This is a genomic window from Streptomyces sp. WAC 01529, from assembly GCF_003945545.1.
GTDB classification, from domain to species: Bacteria; Actinomycetota; Actinomycetes; order Streptomycetales; family Streptomycetaceae; genus Streptomyces; species Streptomyces anatolicus.
In genome coordinates, this window is the sequence record NZ_CP029617.1 from 1,012,704 (window position 1) to 1,027,404 (window position 14,701).

At 72.7% G+C, this 14,701-nt stretch carries 12 protein-coding genes; 4 read left to right on the forward strand and 8 right to left on the reverse strand.

Annotation, left to right across the window (positions count from 1 at the left end):
- The first annotated feature begins 41 nt into the window (after positions 1–41).
- From DMA15_RS04515 to DMA15_RS04525, 3 genes are read left to right on the forward strand one after another with little or no spacing between them, the layout of a single operon-like run.
- Entirely contained in the window at positions 42–1,457 is a 1,416-nt protein-coding gene (locus tag DMA15_RS04515) for an MFS transporter (protein WP_125511371.1), read from the forward strand.
- On the forward strand, positions 1,444–2,439 hold the full coding sequence (locus DMA15_RS04520; RefSeq protein WP_125511372.1) for a zinc-binding dehydrogenase: 996 nt from the start codon (positions 1,444–1,446) through the stop codon (positions 2,437–2,439). Before DMA15_RS04515 ends, DMA15_RS04520 begins: the two co-directional genes overlap by 14 nt.
- Positions 2,436–3,398, forward strand: coding sequence for a Gfo/Idh/MocA family oxidoreductase (locus tag DMA15_RS04525; RefSeq protein WP_125511373.1), 963 nt, complete (start codon positions 2,436–2,438; stop codon positions 3,396–3,398). Before DMA15_RS04520 ends, DMA15_RS04525 begins: the two co-directional genes overlap by 4 nt.
- 10 nt (positions 3,399–3,408) lie before the next feature.
- Here DMA15_RS04525 and DMA15_RS04530 read toward each other — a convergent pair whose 3' ends face one another.
- The 8 genes from DMA15_RS04530 to DMA15_RS04565 all read right to left on the reverse strand — a co-directional run bounded on the left by DMA15_RS04530 (position 3,409) and on the right by DMA15_RS04565 (position 13,194).
- Positions 3,409–4,608, reverse strand: a complete 1,200-nt coding sequence (locus tag DMA15_RS04530; RefSeq protein WP_125511374.1) for a galactosyltransferase-related protein — start codon at positions 4,606–4,608, stop codon at positions 3,409–3,411.
- A 76-nt stretch (positions 4,609–4,684) separates the two neighbouring features.
- Positions 4,685–5,968 carry an extracellular solute-binding protein gene (locus DMA15_RS04535; protein WP_125511375.1) on the reverse strand — a complete coding sequence of 428 codons (1,284 nt, stop codon included), beginning with the start codon at positions 5,966–5,968 and terminating at the stop codon, positions 4,685–4,687.
- A gap of 79 nt (positions 5,969–6,047) precedes the next feature.
- Positions 6,048–6,797: a class I SAM-dependent methyltransferase gene (locus DMA15_RS04540; protein ID WP_125511376.1), complete on the reverse strand. Its 750-nt coding sequence runs from the start codon at positions 6,795–6,797 to the stop codon at positions 6,048–6,050.
- A 44-nt stretch (positions 6,798–6,841) separates the two neighbouring features.
- Positions 6,842–8,521 (reverse strand): WD40 repeat domain-containing protein, encoded by a 1,680-nt coding sequence (locus tag DMA15_RS04545; protein WP_125511377.1) that lies wholly within the window; start codon positions 8,519–8,521, stop codon positions 6,842–6,844.
- Positions 8,522–8,524: 3 nt separating this feature from the next.
- Positions 8,525–9,976 carry an MFS transporter gene (locus tag DMA15_RS04550; RefSeq protein WP_125511378.1) on the reverse strand — a complete coding sequence of 484 codons (1,452 nt, stop codon included), beginning with the start codon at positions 9,974–9,976 and terminating at the stop codon, positions 8,525–8,527.
- The gene (ribA, locus tag DMA15_RS04555; RefSeq protein WP_125511379.1) at positions 9,973–10,629 is read right to left on the reverse strand and encodes a GTP cyclohydrolase II; all 657 of its coding nucleotides are present in this window, start codon (positions 10,627–10,629) and stop codon (positions 9,973–9,975) included. The genes DMA15_RS04550 and ribA overlap by 4 nt, the downstream gene beginning before the upstream one ends.
- A gap of 68 nt (positions 10,630–10,697) precedes the next feature.
- On the reverse strand, positions 10,698–12,050 hold the full coding sequence (locus DMA15_RS04560; RefSeq protein WP_276314327.1) for a hypothetical protein: 1,353 nt from the start codon (positions 12,048–12,050) through the stop codon (positions 10,698–10,700).
- The gene (locus DMA15_RS04565; protein WP_125511380.1) at positions 12,040–13,194 is read right to left on the reverse strand and encodes a glycosyltransferase; all 1,155 of its coding nucleotides are present in this window, start codon (positions 13,192–13,194) and stop codon (positions 12,040–12,042) included. Before DMA15_RS04565 ends, DMA15_RS04560 begins: the two co-directional genes overlap by 11 nt.
- A 344-nt stretch (positions 13,195–13,538) precedes the next feature.
- Between DMA15_RS04565 and DMA15_RS04570 the strand changes: the two genes are divergently transcribed.
- Positions 13,539–14,687, forward strand: coding sequence for a dihydrofolate reductase family protein (locus DMA15_RS04570; RefSeq protein WP_125511381.1), 1,149 nt, complete (start codon positions 13,539–13,541; stop codon positions 14,685–14,687).
- Positions 14,688–14,701: the final 14 nt, after the last annotated feature.

Genomic DNA, 14,701 nt, shown 5'->3' on the forward strand with positions numbered 1-14,701 from the left:
CCCGGTGATCCATCTCCGGGAATGCCGCCAGGAGGGCGTCGATGACCAGCACGGTGGCGCCGCCGGGGGTGCTCTCCCCTCCCTACCGTGCCTGCACTCTCGCACTGAGCAGCACCTTCGTACTGGTCGCCTTCGCCGGCCTCGCGCTGAGCACGGTGATGCCGATCGCCGTCCAGGAACTCGACGGACTGGGCCTGTACGCCCTCGCGTTCGGCGGCTTCCTCACCACCGGCATCATCGGCACCGTACTGGCGGGCGGCTGGGCCGACCGGCGCGGACCGGCGCCCGCCCTCTGCGCGGGGCTGCTCTGCTTCGCGGGCGGCGCGCTGCTGTCCGGGCTCGCGGCCACCATGCCCGTCTTCCTGGTCGGCAGGTACCTCCAGGGGTTCGGCGGCGGCGCGGTGACCGTGGCGCTCTACGTGGTCGTCGGCCGCGCCTATCCGACCGAGCTGCGTCCCCGGATGTTCTCGCTGATCACCGCGTGCTGGATCGTCCCGTCCATGGTGGGGCCGCCGGTCGCGGGAGCCGTCGCCGAGAGCCTGTCGTGGCACTGGGTGTTCCACGGCATCGCCTTCCTCGCCGTGCTCGCCCTGGTGCTGCTCGCCCGGCCGCTGTCACGGCTGCGGACGGTCGGCTCCCCGGAAGAGGAGGGCGGTGACGCGGAAGACGGGCCGGTCAGCGGCCTTCGGGTGGTGCCCGCGCTCGCGGTGGCTCTCGGCGCGGGTCTGCTGCAGTACGCGGGCACCCCGTCGGCCCCCTACCGCCTGCCGGCGGCGGCCGTCGGCCTCGTACTCCTCGTCGTCCAGCTGCGGCCGCTGCTGCCCGCGGGCACCCTGCGGGCGCGGCGCGGCATCCCGTCCCTGGTGCTGCTGCGGGGCGTCGCGGCGGGCGCGTACTTCACCGTCGAGACCTACATCCCGCTGATGCTCGTGAACGAACGGCAGTGGTCGCCCGGGGCGGCGGGCATGTCGCTCACCGGAGCGGCGCTCACCTGGTTCGCCGCCTCTTGGCTACAGGGTCGCCCCCGGCTGCCCTGGCCGCGCGAGCGGGTCGTCCTCGTGGGTGCGCTGATCCATGGCGCGGGCGCGGCCCTGACGCTGAGCGGCACCCTGCGGGCGATGCCCGCGGTGACCGTCGCCGTCGGTCTGATGGTCGCGGGCTTCGGGATGGGGCTGCTGCTCCCCGGCGTCGGGGTCCTCACCCTCGAACGCTCGCCCACGGACCAACAGGGCCGGAACTCCGCCTCGTTGCAACTGTCCGACAGCCTGTCCAGCGTGCTGCTCGTCGTGCTGTGCGGGGCCCTGTTCAACATGGCCCATGTGCGCGCCGGACAGGACACCGCGGCCTTCGCCGCCGTGTTCGGCACCGCCCTCGCGGTGGCCGCCGCGGCCGGACCGGTCGCCCGCAGGATCACCCCGCCACCACACCCGGAGGAGAAGAACCTTGCGACGCTATGAGCTGGTGGGCAGGCGCGACATCCGTCTGGTCGCCGACGCGCCGGTACCGGTGCCCGGCCCCCTGGAAGTGCTGGTGCGGGTGCGGGCGTGCACCGTGTGCAACCGCAGCGACCTCGCCTATTACCACTACTACGGGCTGCGCGAGCACTGTGCCCAGGGCTGCTACGGCCACGAGGTCGCCGGAGTGGTCGAGGCGGTGGGCCCCGGCGTGACCCGGGTCGCGCCGGGGCAGCGCGTCTTCGTCCGTACGCCGCTCACCACCGGCTACGCCGAATTCGCGCTGGCCCGTGAGATCGCCGTGGGCGCGCTGCCGGACGCGGTGCCCTTCGAGCAGGGCGCGATCCTGCAACTGCTCCCGCTCGCCGTGCACGCCACCCGCGGGGTGCGGCTCGGGGACCGGGTGGCCGTCGTCGGGCAGGGCCCGGTCGGCCTGATGGCGCTGCGGATGGCCGCGCTGCGCGGCGCCTCGCACCTCACGGCAGTCGACCTGGACGACTGGCGCCTGGAGCGCTCGGCTCTCCTCGGCGCCGACTCGACCCGGCGGGTCGACGGCAGCGCGGCCCAACTCGCTGACGTCGGCGGCGATTTCGATGTGGCGATCGATGCCGTGGGCACCCCGACCACGCTCAACGCCTGCGTGGGACTCGTACGGCAGAACGGGCTCGTCGTCATGCTCGGCACCCACCATGTGGACACCCACGTCACCGTCGACCTGGTGACCTGGGAGCGCAAGGGCCTGCGGGTGCACAGCTCGGCCGAGCCCGTCGACACCGCGCGCGCCGAGGCCCTGCGGACCGCCGAACGGCTCGCCGGTACCCGGGAGTTGTACCTGCCCGAGATCCTGACGCACACCTACGCCCTGGAAGACCTGCCCAAGGCCATGGAGCAGCTGTCGGCGAGCCGCGCCCTGTACCCGGACGCCGGGGTGTCCCCGTACGACGGCCCGCCGCGCGAGACGCTGAAGGTGGCGATCGTGCCGTGAGGTGGGGTGTCGCCGGGTACGGCGACCTCGTGACCCGCCGCGTGCTGCCCGCTCTGCGCGCGCTGGGCGAGGAGCCCGTGTTCCTGTGGGGGCGCGATCCGCTGCGCGCGGCGCGGATCGCCGCGCGGTGGGAGATCGCGGGGTCCGGCAGTGATCCGCGGGGTCTGTCGGCGGGGACGGACGCGGTGTACGTCGCGACGCCCGTCGTGCACCATGTGCCGCTGGCCGCGGCGGCGCTGGACGCCGGACGCGCCGTACTGATCGAGAAGCCCCTGGCGGGCTGCCTGCGCCCAGGGGTCGACGGCCTCCCCACAGACATGGGGCGGCCGGGCGCGGGGGTCGCGTACTACCGCAGGCTCGCCCCCGTACTGCGGGAGGTGCGCCGGGAGTTGGCCGGGTGGGAGCCGGACCGGGTGGAGGTGCGCTTTCGGTGTGCGTTCGAGCCGGGGCCCGACCACCCGATGCGCTGGCGGACCGACCCCGCGGTCTCCGGTGGCGGGGTGCTCGCCGACGCGGGCTGCCACCGCCTGGACCTGCTCCTGGCCGTGTTCGGGCGCCCGGCGGCGGTGGCCGCACGGCTGGCCGGGCACTTCGACGCCGGTGCCGAGCGCCGCGCCGAGGTGGAGCTGAGCTGGTCGGGACTGCGCGCGTGGTGCCTCTTCGAGTGGAGTGCCGAGCCGCCGGTGGACCGTATCGCGTTCCACGGCGGCGGCCGCTCCCTCGTACTGGACCCGCTGGACTCCGGCCAGTTGCTCGCCACGGGCCCCGAGGGCGAGCGGCGGCTGCGGCGTGAACCGGACGCCAACCCGCATCTGCCGCTGGTCGCCGACTTCGTCGCGGCGGTCGCGGCCGGGCGGCCACCGGTGTGCCCGGTGGCCGAGGCCGCGCTCGTCGACGATGTCATCGTGGCGGCGTACCGTTCGCACGCACTGGGCGGCAGCCCGGTCGTCGCCTGGTAGGCACCGGCCCTCAGGTGGTGGCGGAGGTGAACTTCCCCAGGTCGCCGTATCCGTGCCCGCCGGTCCAACTGCCCAGCTCGATGTGGGCGTTGAAGGGCCGACCGTCGTCCCGCGTCATCGCCGGCCGGGGGTGGTCGAGGTGGAGCAGCACGTCGTCGTAGCGTCGCAGCGGGGCGGCGGCGGCGAGGCGGGCGACCACGTCGTCGTCCTCGCCGCCCCACCCCTCGTACCGCTCGTCGAAACCGCCCACCGCGTGGAAGACGTCGGTGCGCAGCCATACGCAGCCGCCGGGCGGCTCCCGCAGCAGCAGGCCGCGCAGCACGGACGGCGGCACATCGGCGGCGCCGCCGTCGTTGCGCAGACCGATGGCGCGCAGGGTGGACGGCGCGTCGAGCGAGAGCGACCAGCGGAACGGCAGGTGGGTGCCGTGCCCGTCCTCGCGCAGCCGCGCCGTGTTGCGGGCGACGAAGTGCCGGTCCACGAGGATGTCGGCGTCCAGGACGCACACGTACCCGCCCTCGGGCACCGCCTCCCGGGTCGCCTCCATGACGCCGACGTTGACCGCCCAAGCCTTGTTGAACAGGCCGTCCTTGCGGGCGAAGACATACCGGTCCGCGACGCCGTCCAGCGCCTCGCGGGTGCGGGGCTCGCCGTCGGTCTCCACCACCGTGACCCGGTGGCCGGGCCCGCCCTCCTGGTCGGCGAGGGCCCGCAGACAGGCGAGCAGGTTCCTGGTCCGTGTGCCGCCCGCACGGTCCCGGAAGGGGATCACCACCTGGACGTCCCCGGTGCCGGGCCGCGGCCGGGTGCCGGGCGCCCTGGGTGGAAGCGGTGGCGGCTGTGCGGTGTAGTCGGCGCCGAGGTGGTAGTCGATCCAGATGTGCCGGTCCGCCTCGGCCACCGCCGCCGCCAACTGTCCTTGTTGCTCCGGGTGTTCGCGGAGCAGGGCGGTGAGGCCCCCGCGCAGGTCGTGCTGTGCGGCGGCGCGGGTGGGGTCGGCGAGGACGTCCTCGTACGCCGCCCGGGCCGCGCCGGTGACGAAGGCGGCGAGTGCGGCGTCGACCGTACGGTAGTGGTCCTCGCTCTTGGCCCAGTAGTCGGCGGCGATGGCGGGCACGGCCGGGTCATGGGCGAGCACGGCGTAGGCGGTGAGCCGTTCGGCGAGCCGGTCGGCGGTCGGCGGGGTCGGCTGCTCGGGTGGTGTGGGCACAGGTCTGCTCCGATCGGCGCGGTGGGTTACAAGTAGCGGGAGCCGCGCAGGTGTTCGCGCAGGGGGACGGGGTCGCTCATCGATGCCCCTCGTTCGCCCCGTTCAACCGCTCCTCGATGATCCCGTTCGCTCTCCTGCCCGCGGCCCTGACGGGGGCGCCGGTGAGCACCTCGGTGAGGAGGGTCTTGACCGGGTTCGGCTCGGCCTCCACCAGCGGCCAGCGGGGATCGACCGGAGTGGTGTGCCCGTTCTCGGCGGCCCGCGCCTGCACCTCGACCACCGGGTTGTCGACCTCCTGCGCCAGCGCGAGCCGGTTGGGCAGGGTGCCGTTCGCCTCCGCGACGAGCTTCTGCGCCCTGGGCCCGCTGAGCCGTGCGACCCAGTCCGTCGCCAGCGCGGGCTGTGCGCTGCGGGCCGACACCGCGAGGTTCGAACCGCCCAGGAAGACGCTGCCCGGTCGGTCCTTCGAGAGTCCCGGCACCGGGAACATGCCCAGCTTCCCCTTGAGTTCGGGGTTGATCCGCTCGGCGTCGGCCAGTTCCCAGGGCAGCCCGACCATCTGGCCGACCTTCCCCTTGGCAAGCTCCTCGTACTGCAGCGGGTGCGCCTCGTCCCGGTCCTTCGGGGCCTGTGACAGGGACTGGAGCGTGCGGTAGTACTTCAGCGCCGAGGCGGCCTCGGGGGTGGCGAGCCCGCCGTTCCAGCGGTTGCCGTCGTGCGTGGCGAGGCGGCCGCCCCGGTCGTGCAGCAGGCCGGAGAGCACGTACCAGTTCCGGCCCGGCAGGTAGAGCGGCTGGAAGCCGGGGTCCTGCCGGTGCGCCCGGGCCAGCGCGCGCGTGGTGCGCAGCCATTCCCGCTGGTCGCGGGGGACGGTGAGGCCCGCCTTGGCGAAGAGGTCCGTGCGGTGGATCACGACGCGGGAAGCGGCGTACAGCGGCACCCCGTACTGCCGCCCCTGCCAGTTCCCCGACTCGCGCAGCGACGGTATCCACTGCTCCGAGCCCAGCTCGCCGGCGCGCGCGCTGAGGTCTTCGAGCAGGCCCGCGGAGGCGAGGGAGGGCGTCGTGGTGGTGCCGGTCTCCACCACGTCGGGGGTGTCGGCGGAGCCGAGCGCGGTCTCGAGGCGCTCCTGGATGCCGACCCAGCTCTGCAGCTGGACGTCCACCTCGACGCCGGGGTGGGCCGCCTCGAACTCGTCGACGAGCTGGTCCACCATGGGGGTGGGCACCGAGCCCCACATCAGCCAGACCCGCAGGCGCTGGGGCGCGGTGTCCGCAGGTGCGGCCGAGGCGTGCGCGGTGAGGAGGGTCAGCAGCAGGGAGGCGGCCAGCGCCCCTATGTACCGGATACGTCTTGTCATGTGGTCTCTCGTCAATTCCTGTCGAGGGAGTCGTCAGCGGGCCGTCGAGGGTGCCGTCAGCGGGCCGTCGAAGGAGCCGTCAGCGGACCGGCTTCTCCGCGCGGAGCGTGAGGTACATGGGGACGGCCCGGCGCGCGGTGCAGGTCCCGGGGTCCTGGAAGTTGTCCGGCACGGGCCGGCCCTCCGAAAGGCCGGTGAGGGTGAGCCCGGCCTCCAGCAGGTCCCGGACATAGGTCTCGACGGTGCGGTGGACCTTGCGCACGGAGGAGTCCAGCCACTCGCAGGCCCGCTCCCCCTCGTCGAAGTAGCCGCGCACCCGCATCTCCGACGGCACGCCGTCGTGGAAGTCGCCGTCGTAGGCGCAGGTCACCACGGGGTGTTCGACGGAGAGCACGAACCGCCCGCCGGGGGCCAGGGCGGTCCGTACCTCGCGCAGCAGCGCCGGAAGGTCGTCCAGGTAGTGCACCACCATGCGGGCGGTGACCGCGTCCCACGCCCCCGGTTCACGGCACGTCCAGGCGTTCAGGTCGGCGCGCTCCAGCATCGCCGGGGCCAGCCGGGCGGCCGCCGCCGCGAGCATCCGTTCGCTGCCGTCGACGCCGTGGTAGCGGACCGCGCCGGCCCGGAGCGCGGCCTCCCCGAACTTCCCGTCCCCGCAGCCGAGGTCGAGTACCGAGCGCCCCTCCAGATCGCCGAGGAAGGCCAGGACGTACGGCTCTTCGAGGGTGGCGTTGCCCTCGTCGACGACGGCCCGGGTCTCCTGGTAGCGGGGAAAGACCTCGGGCGCGTCGTAGAAGTCGGGTCCGTATTCGAAGGTCGCGGTGGACATGGCTCTCTGCCTCTTCCTGTTCTTCCCGGCGGATGGAGGGTGGTTCAGCGGGACACGCGGTAGACGCGGCCGTCGTACGAACCGGCCAGGAAGCACTCCGTGTCCGCGTCGTAGAACAGCGAGGAGATGCCCGCGGTGGTGACCCGGGTGATCGTGCTCCAGGCGTCGGCCCGCACGTCGTAGACGGCGACGAGCCCGTGGTACGAACCGGTGGCGACGTACTGCCCCTCGGGGTCGGCGGCGACGCACTTGATGGAGTGGTCGTGCGGGGTGGCGATGACCGTGGGTGTGAAGCCGCGCCACAGCCGCAGCTTGTAGTCACGGCTCACGCTGGCGAAATCGCCGCCGGGCAGCGGCGCGCAGCCGTTGGCGATGCGGTCGTGCGCCTCGGGGACGTGGTGCACCTGAGTCAGCTCGTCGACGGAGAACCAGGTGGTGCTCGCGTCGGCGCAGACGGAGAAGATCCGGCCGTCCGAGACGGAGATGCCCTTCACGGCGTTCTGGTGCAGCTGGAGCGTCGCCTCGTGGCGGACGGTGCCGTCGGGTGCGACGGAGAGGACGATGCCCTCACCGGTGTACGCGCCGATGACGACGTGCGGGACGCCGTCGCGTTCGAAGGCCGCGCCGCAGTTCAGCGGTGAGCGGTGCTGGTACAGCACCTCGCCGGTGAGCGCGTCGAAGACCTTGCCCATCTGTCCGCCGGTGAACACGCGCCCGGCGGCCGGGGTGAGGAAGTTGCACAGGCTGCCCGTCTCGCTGTGCCGTTCCCCGTCGATCCACAGCACTCCGGCGTCGCCGATGGTCAGGGTGCGGCCCCCGCCCACGGTGACGGCGTTGACGCAGGGGGTCTGCTCCACGCCGTCGAGGCTCCACTCGTCGGCGCCGATCCGGTACGTCGCGTACGAGGATCCGAAGGTGGCGAAGGCGAGGGTGTCGCTGTCGAGGAAGGCGCACGACCGCGGCCAGACGTCGGAGGGCAGGGAGGCCTCGGCGACCTGGGCGAGGTCCTTGGAGGTGTCCCATACGCGCAGGGTCCGGTCGTAGCTGAGGCTCACCAGGAGGTTCCGGTCGGCGTTGTGGACGAGGCGCTTGATGCCGGCCTCGTGGGCGGGGCGGGTCTCGGTCCGGTCACCGGTGATGACGATGATCTCGCCCTCGTCGTTTCCCGCGTAGATCACGCCTTCGCGGGTGATGGCGACGGTGTCGGTCTCGACGCCCGCGAGGTCGACCTCGCCGATCATGCCGCCGCCCGCCAGGGACCAGCGCTTGATGGTGCCGTCATCGCTCGACGACACCAACTCGTCGGCGCCCGCCGCCCATTCGACCGAGATGACGTCGGCGGTGTGCCCCTCGAACGTGGTGAGCAGCGCCCCGGTGAAGTCGTACACGCGGACGTGGTGGTCGCGGGACGCGGTGGCGATCAGCTCCTTCGTGGGATGGAAGACGGACATCTCGACGTCGTCCTTGTGGTCGGAGAGAACGGCGACCAGGTTCAGGTCGGGGAGCGACCACAGGCGGGCGGAGTAGTCACTGGAGGAGCTGACGAGGTAGCGGCCGTCCGGGCTGAACGAGGTCTGGTTGACGAGGTGGTCGTGGTTGACCCGCGTGAGCGGCTGCTTGGTCGCGGCGTCCCAGAGGATGAGCTGGTTGTCGTAGCCGGCCGTCGCGACGTACCGCGTGCCATGGGCGGCGACACCGCTGATGGGGCCGTAGTGGCGAATCATGGTTCATTCCTCTTTCTCGTGTGGTTCGTCGTGTGGCTTCTCGTGTGGTTTCTCGTGTGGGGCGGCGGAGACCGGGGCATGCGGGTGGTCGGTGGCGAGGTCCTCGGCCCGGGGGCTGCCGAGCAGGTCGGGTGCCAGCCGTCCGGTGAGCCGGTAGCCGAGCCCGCCCAGCGCGACGAGGGCGGCGAGGACGGCCCACAGGACCGCGCCGTGCCTCTCGATCAGGGCGCCGACGAGTGCGGGGCCGGTCACCGCGGACAGCGTCCAGGTGAGGTTGAACAGGGCGAGGAACCGGCCGCGCGCCCGCGGTGGGCCCGCGGTCGCGGAGAGGGCGACGGCGGCCGGGGTCGCGGCCATCTGCCCCGCGGTGAAGAGCACGACCGCGAGGATCACGGTCACGATCGCGGTCCTGCCGCCGAGGGCCGGGACCGCGGCGAGCAGGCCGACGGCGCCCAGGATCAGGACGGCCGCCCAGGAGATGACGCGGCCGCGTCCCACGGCGCCGAGCCTGCTGGTCACGTACGTCTGGCAGCCGACGATGAGCAACGAGCTGAGCATCAGCGTGGTGGAGGGCAGCCAGGCGGGCAGGTCCCGCACCTCCACCAGGTAGACAGGCAGGATGACAGTGGGGATGAGCCAGCCGAAGGTGAGCGCGGCCTGGGAGGCGAGCAGGCAGAGCAGCACGCGGTCCCGCAGGATCGTTCCCCAGCCCGCCTGCGGCTCCGTGGTCTCCTCGGCGGTCCGGCCCGTGGCGGCCGGGTCCCCTACAGGCGGCCGCGCCGCGTCCTCGCCCGGTGGGGGCCCGTCCCCGTGCGGACCGGACCGGTCCCCGTGCGTACGAGGCCGGGTGGGCCGCATGAAGAGCAGGGCCGTCAGCACGCTCGTGCCCGCGTTGAGGACGACGATGAGTACGGGCGCCCCGGACCACCCCGTGGCCAGGACGGCTCCGCCGGCCGCGCCGCCGAGCGCGATGCTCGCGTTCTTGCCCGCGGCGGTGAAGGCGTACCAGCGGTCCAGCTCCGCGCCCTTGGCGAGGTCGGCGACGAAGGCGGGCCATGACGCCCAGTACAGACGCTCCGCGCAGAGCACCACGAGCATGCTCGCCACCAGGGAGGGCAGCGATTCGACCAGGAGGTAGCAGAGGTAACCGGCGGCGGCCAGCACGTTGTTGGCGACCAGACAGGCGCGCGGGCCCCAGCGGTCCACGGCGCTCCCCGCCAGGGGCGCGAACGGCACGGACAGCAGCGTCGCCACACTCGTCCCCCACCCCACCTGGGCCACCGTGAGGTCGGTGCTGAGGAGGAAGAAGAGGAACGACAGCGGGATGAACATCCCCACGCCGAAGGTGTCCAGGGACGTGGCCGCCACGATGCGCCCGTGCCCCGTCAGGTCCGGCAGCCCCAGGCGTCGCCGCCACTGCCCGGCCGTACTGTCCGGGCGTACCGGCGCTGTCATGCCTGGGGTGTGCCCGTCAGGGCGATGTGGTGCCCGGCCCGCACCTTGGCCTCGATGTAGCGCCGATTGCTGTTGTGCAGGAATACGCCGGTGTGCCTCAGCTCCTTGACCGTGATGCCGCAGGCCGCCAACTGCACCCCTTTGTCGGGGTTGTTGGTGAGGAGCTGGATGGAGGTGACGTCGAGCGCCTTGAGCATCTGGGCGGCGACCCGGTAGTCGCGCAGGTCGGCCTCGAAGCTCAGCTCGCGGTTCGCCTGGAAGGTGTCGAGGCCCTCGTCCTGCAGCAGGTAGGCGTCCAGCTTGTTGTAGAGGCCGATCCCTCTGCCTTCCTGTCTCAGATACAGCAGGATCCCGCCCTGCTCCGCCAACAGGGCGAGGGCTTCCTGGAGTTGGGGGCCGCAGTCGCAGCGCCCGGAGCCGAAGACGTCCCCTGTGAGGCACTCCGAGTGGACCCGCACCGTCGGTACCGGCTCGTGCTCGTCACCGAAGACCAGCGCCAGATGTTCGCGGTCGTCGAGGAGGCCGGAGAAGGTCATCATGCGGGCCGTCACAGGGCCCGCGCCGCTCTCCACCGGCACGGCGACCTCGGCACGGACGGTGCAGTGCGGTACGTCGATCTGGTGATTCTCTCCGGCGGGTACAGCCGTGGTCATCGCATTCTCCATCCGGTGTTGTGCTGGTCATCCGGTGTGGTGCCGGTCGTGTGCGGTGAACCGTCCGGTCACGCGGCGTCCGCGAGGGACGGGTCCTGCCAGATCCGCTCCGCCGCGGGAAGGGTGGCGAGCCGTTCGGCGGGGACCGGGGGCGGCGGCCCGTAGGCGCGGCGGTCGCCGAGGCCCGCGGCGAAGCCGTGTTCGGCAAGGGTCGTCAGCCGGGCCGCGTGCAGCTCGGTCCACAGGCGCTGCTCGGCGGGGAGCGCCGTGCCCCCGAGGACCAGGCTGCGCAGTGCCACCCGTACGAGCCTGGGCGACGGCGGGCCGTGGGGGTGCGGGTGTGGCGAGGTGTGGGCCCCCAACACGTAGGCGCAGTACCAGACTTCCTCGCAGAGCCAGAGCAGGCCGTCGGGGGCCTGGAGTCCGGCGCGGGCCGCGTCCCAGTGCGTCAGGCTGCGCCCGGCCATTCCGGTGTCCGCCAGGTAGGTGCGCAGGGGAATGAAGCGCGGCTCGCCGTTCGGGGTCCCCGCCTGGCCGGTGAGGACGATGTGGGCTCGTCCGCGCAGGCGGTGTACGAGTACTCCGGGCAGCCGGGGCGGTCCGCTGGGCGCGTTCTGGGCCTCGGGGCGGCCCGCGTCCACGGGGAGGCCGTGGTCGGAGACGTCGTCGGCGAAGCAGGCCGAGTGCCGGGGGCCGTAGGTGTCGTTGCCGATGAGGCTGGGGTGCCCGGTGTGCTCGACCAGGTGCGGCACGGAGATGAGCACCTGCCGTCCGCGCGCGCCCAGTTCGCGGGCCAGGACCACGTCGTCGGGTTCGGGATCCGCCCCGTCGGGGTGGGTGGCGCGGAGCAGGGCGGTCACGTCCCGCCTCGGCAGGAGCAGCGCCAGAGTCGGTGTCCACTCTCCGGGCACGGCGGGCACCCAGCGTTCGTTGCGGAGCGCGGCAGCCCGCGTCGCGGCCCCGTTCCACGAGTCCCAGTTCGCGTAGAAGGCCAGGGGGGTGTCCGGGTGTTCGCGTACCGCCGACTCGACGCGCTCGATGAAGTCCCGGCACAGCTCCACGTCGTCCTGGAGCACGAGGTGGTGGGTGGCGTCGGGGCGGATCGCACCCCAGGCGGCCCACGCGGTGCGCAGCGTCGTCGGCGGGCCGTCCGGCCGCGGGTCGTGGACGGTGCGGGCGCCCCACCGGCTCAGTGCGCGCGCCAGCCGCGCGGCCTCCGTCCGGCGGCGGGGGTGGGCCATCACCGCGGCACTGATCACGGCACGGGGGGTGACGGGCACGGCCCCGGTGGTGTCAGTGGGGTCGATGGTGTCGGTGGAGTGAGTGGGGCCAGTGGGGTCGATGGTGCCGGTGATCTCGGTGGCACCAGTGCTGTAGGCGCTGTAGGTGCTATTGGTGCTGTCAGCGGCGTCACTGGTCATGTGGGCGCACCTCCGCTCCGGCAGGCCCGGTCCCGGAGACCGCGCGGACGCTGTGCCAGCCCCGCTCCCCCCGCGCCCACTCCCACAGGGCGCGGTACACCGCCGCGGAGCCGACGAGGTGCCACGGCACGACGAGCGCCCAGGCCAGCCCGTCCGCCCGGTCGCGGTACTCGGCGTTGCGGCGCGCCCCCAGGACGCACAGCGCGTCGGCGACGAGCAGGCCGGCCGTCAGCCGGCGGGCGCGCGGGGAGACCGTGGCGGCCGCGGCGAGAACCGGCAGCGCCGCCCTGGCGGCCAGGCTTCCCACGGTGACCGCCCCCAGGACGCGGCCCCGTGCGGGGAGTTCGGACCAGTTGACGGCAACGGCCCGCAGCTGTCCGCGAGTCCAGCGCGCCCGCTGGCGCAGGGCGGCGTCGGCGCGCTCGGTGGAGCTGACGCCGGACGGCGTGCGCAGGAAGCCGGTACGGACGCCGTGGCCCATCAGCCACAGTGACCAGTGGTAGGACTCCTCGACGTCGTCCGAGCGGATGGGGCGCACCCGGTCCCAGGTGGCCGCCCAGGCGTAGACGGAACTTCCGGCGACCACATGGACCCCGGCCGACCTGGCGAGTCCGCGCACGGAGGCCTGCCACACGGCGTCCTCGGCCGCCCTGACGCGGGCGGTGAGCCGCACCCCGCGCTCGCTGACCTCATCGGCCTGCACCAGCGCGTAGCCCTGCTCCAACGCCCATACGGCTTCGGCGGGTTGGCCGGGACCGGGGACGACATCGGCGTCAACGACGGCGATCACCTCACCATCGGCGTACGGGAAAGCGTGATTGAGCGCGGCGCCCTTGGGCCGCATGCTCGGAAGCCTCAGGATCTCCCAGTCGAGATCGGGACGGTCCACGGCCGCCCTGACCCGCACCGCCCGCTCCCAGTCCTCGGCGCCGCCCGGCCCGTCCTCGACGAGCCACAGCACCTGGAGCAGTTCCGGGGGGTAGTCCAGCGCCGCCACGGCGCGGGCCGACCGGGCGAGAGTGGCCTCCGTCTCCCGGTAGAAGGGCATCAGCAGGGTCAGCCGCCGGGAGGGTCGCCACCGCGCGGGCAGCCGGTCCACCGCGTACGGAGCCACCGGCCAAGTGGGAACCAGAATGTCGGTCATATGCACTCTGGTCTCAAGAGAAATGGAGACACTTTCTTTTCCTTCCGCAGGAGAAGAAACGCTTCGCCGGGCAATGAGAAATGCAAGATCATCCGCTGGCGCCCCGAAACCTAGCACCCCGTCTCAACGTCTTGTCAACCTTGAACATCGAACAACTCCACAGCGGAACCAGGCTGGTTGACCGGCCAGTTGGACGACTCTAAGGTGATCCGCCGCCTTACGAACCGACCGCCAGGGGCGCAGTTCTGAACAACTCGGACAACCACCAGGACCTTTTACAACAACCTTTTAAAACAACCCTTCAATAAGTTGCCGATTCCGCTTCCGGAAAGGAGCTGCGTTTCATGGCCCGGCCTCACGTCCTTCTCTCGGCTGCCGTGTCGTTGGACGGCTGCCTCGACACCCGCCCCGGTGAGGGCAGGCTGCTGCTGTCCGGCGAGGAGGACTTCGAGCGAGTCGTCTCGGAACGTGCCTCCAGTGACGCCGTCCTGGTGGGGGCGGGGACGCTCCGCGCCGACGATCCCCGTCTGCGCGTGCGTGCGCGGGCCCCGCGCGAGCACCCCTTGCGCGAGCACCCCTTGCACGAGCACCCCTTGAAGGTCACCATCACCCGGAGCGGCGACCTCGATCGGGCCTGGCGGTTCTGGCACCACGGCGGGCCCAAGGCCGTGTACGCGGTCGGCGCCGAGGCCCGGCGCAGAGCCGTGGCGGCCCTGGGCGACCTCGCCGAGGTGTACGAGGTGACGGGCAGCGGCACTTGGGAAGCCGTACTGGACCACCTCCACACGCTCGGAGTGCGGCGGCTGATGGTGGAGGGCGGCGGGCAGATCCACACCCAGCTGCTGCGGCAGGGCTTGGCCGACGAGCTGCAACTCGTCGTCGCACCACTGCTCGTGGGGCAGGCCGACGCGCCGCGCATGCTGGGGCCCGGCCCCTATCCGGGCGGCCCGCCGCACCGGCACACCCTGGTCGACACCCGGCGGATCGGTGACGTGGTCCTGCTCCGGTACGCGCTGAACCGGCGCCCCGGCACCGACGAAAGGGCCACCGCGGCGGACCTGGCCTGGCTCGCGGAGGCCTGTGAACTGGCCGCCCTGTGCCCGCCTTCGCGGAGCGCGTTCTCGGTCGGCGCGGTCATCGTCGCGGCCGACGGGGAGAGGCTCGCCCAGGGCCACTCCCGCGAGGGCGGCGACTCGCGCGTGCATGCCGAGGAGGCCGCGCTCGCCAAGGTGGCGGGCGATCCGCGACTGCGCGGAGCGACGATCTACAGCAGTCTGGAACCCTGCGCCAAGCGTGCGTCGCGTCCCCGCTCGTGCGCGCGGCTGATCATCGACTCAGGTCTCCGGCGGGTGGTGACGGCCTGGCGCGAGCCCGACACGTTCGTTGTCGCGGCCGACGGGGCCGGACTGCTGCGGGCCTCCGGTGTGTGCCTGGCGGAGATCGAGCAACACGCCGAAGCGGCGCGGGCGCCCAACGCGCACTTGCCGCAATGACTCCGGCCGGCGCG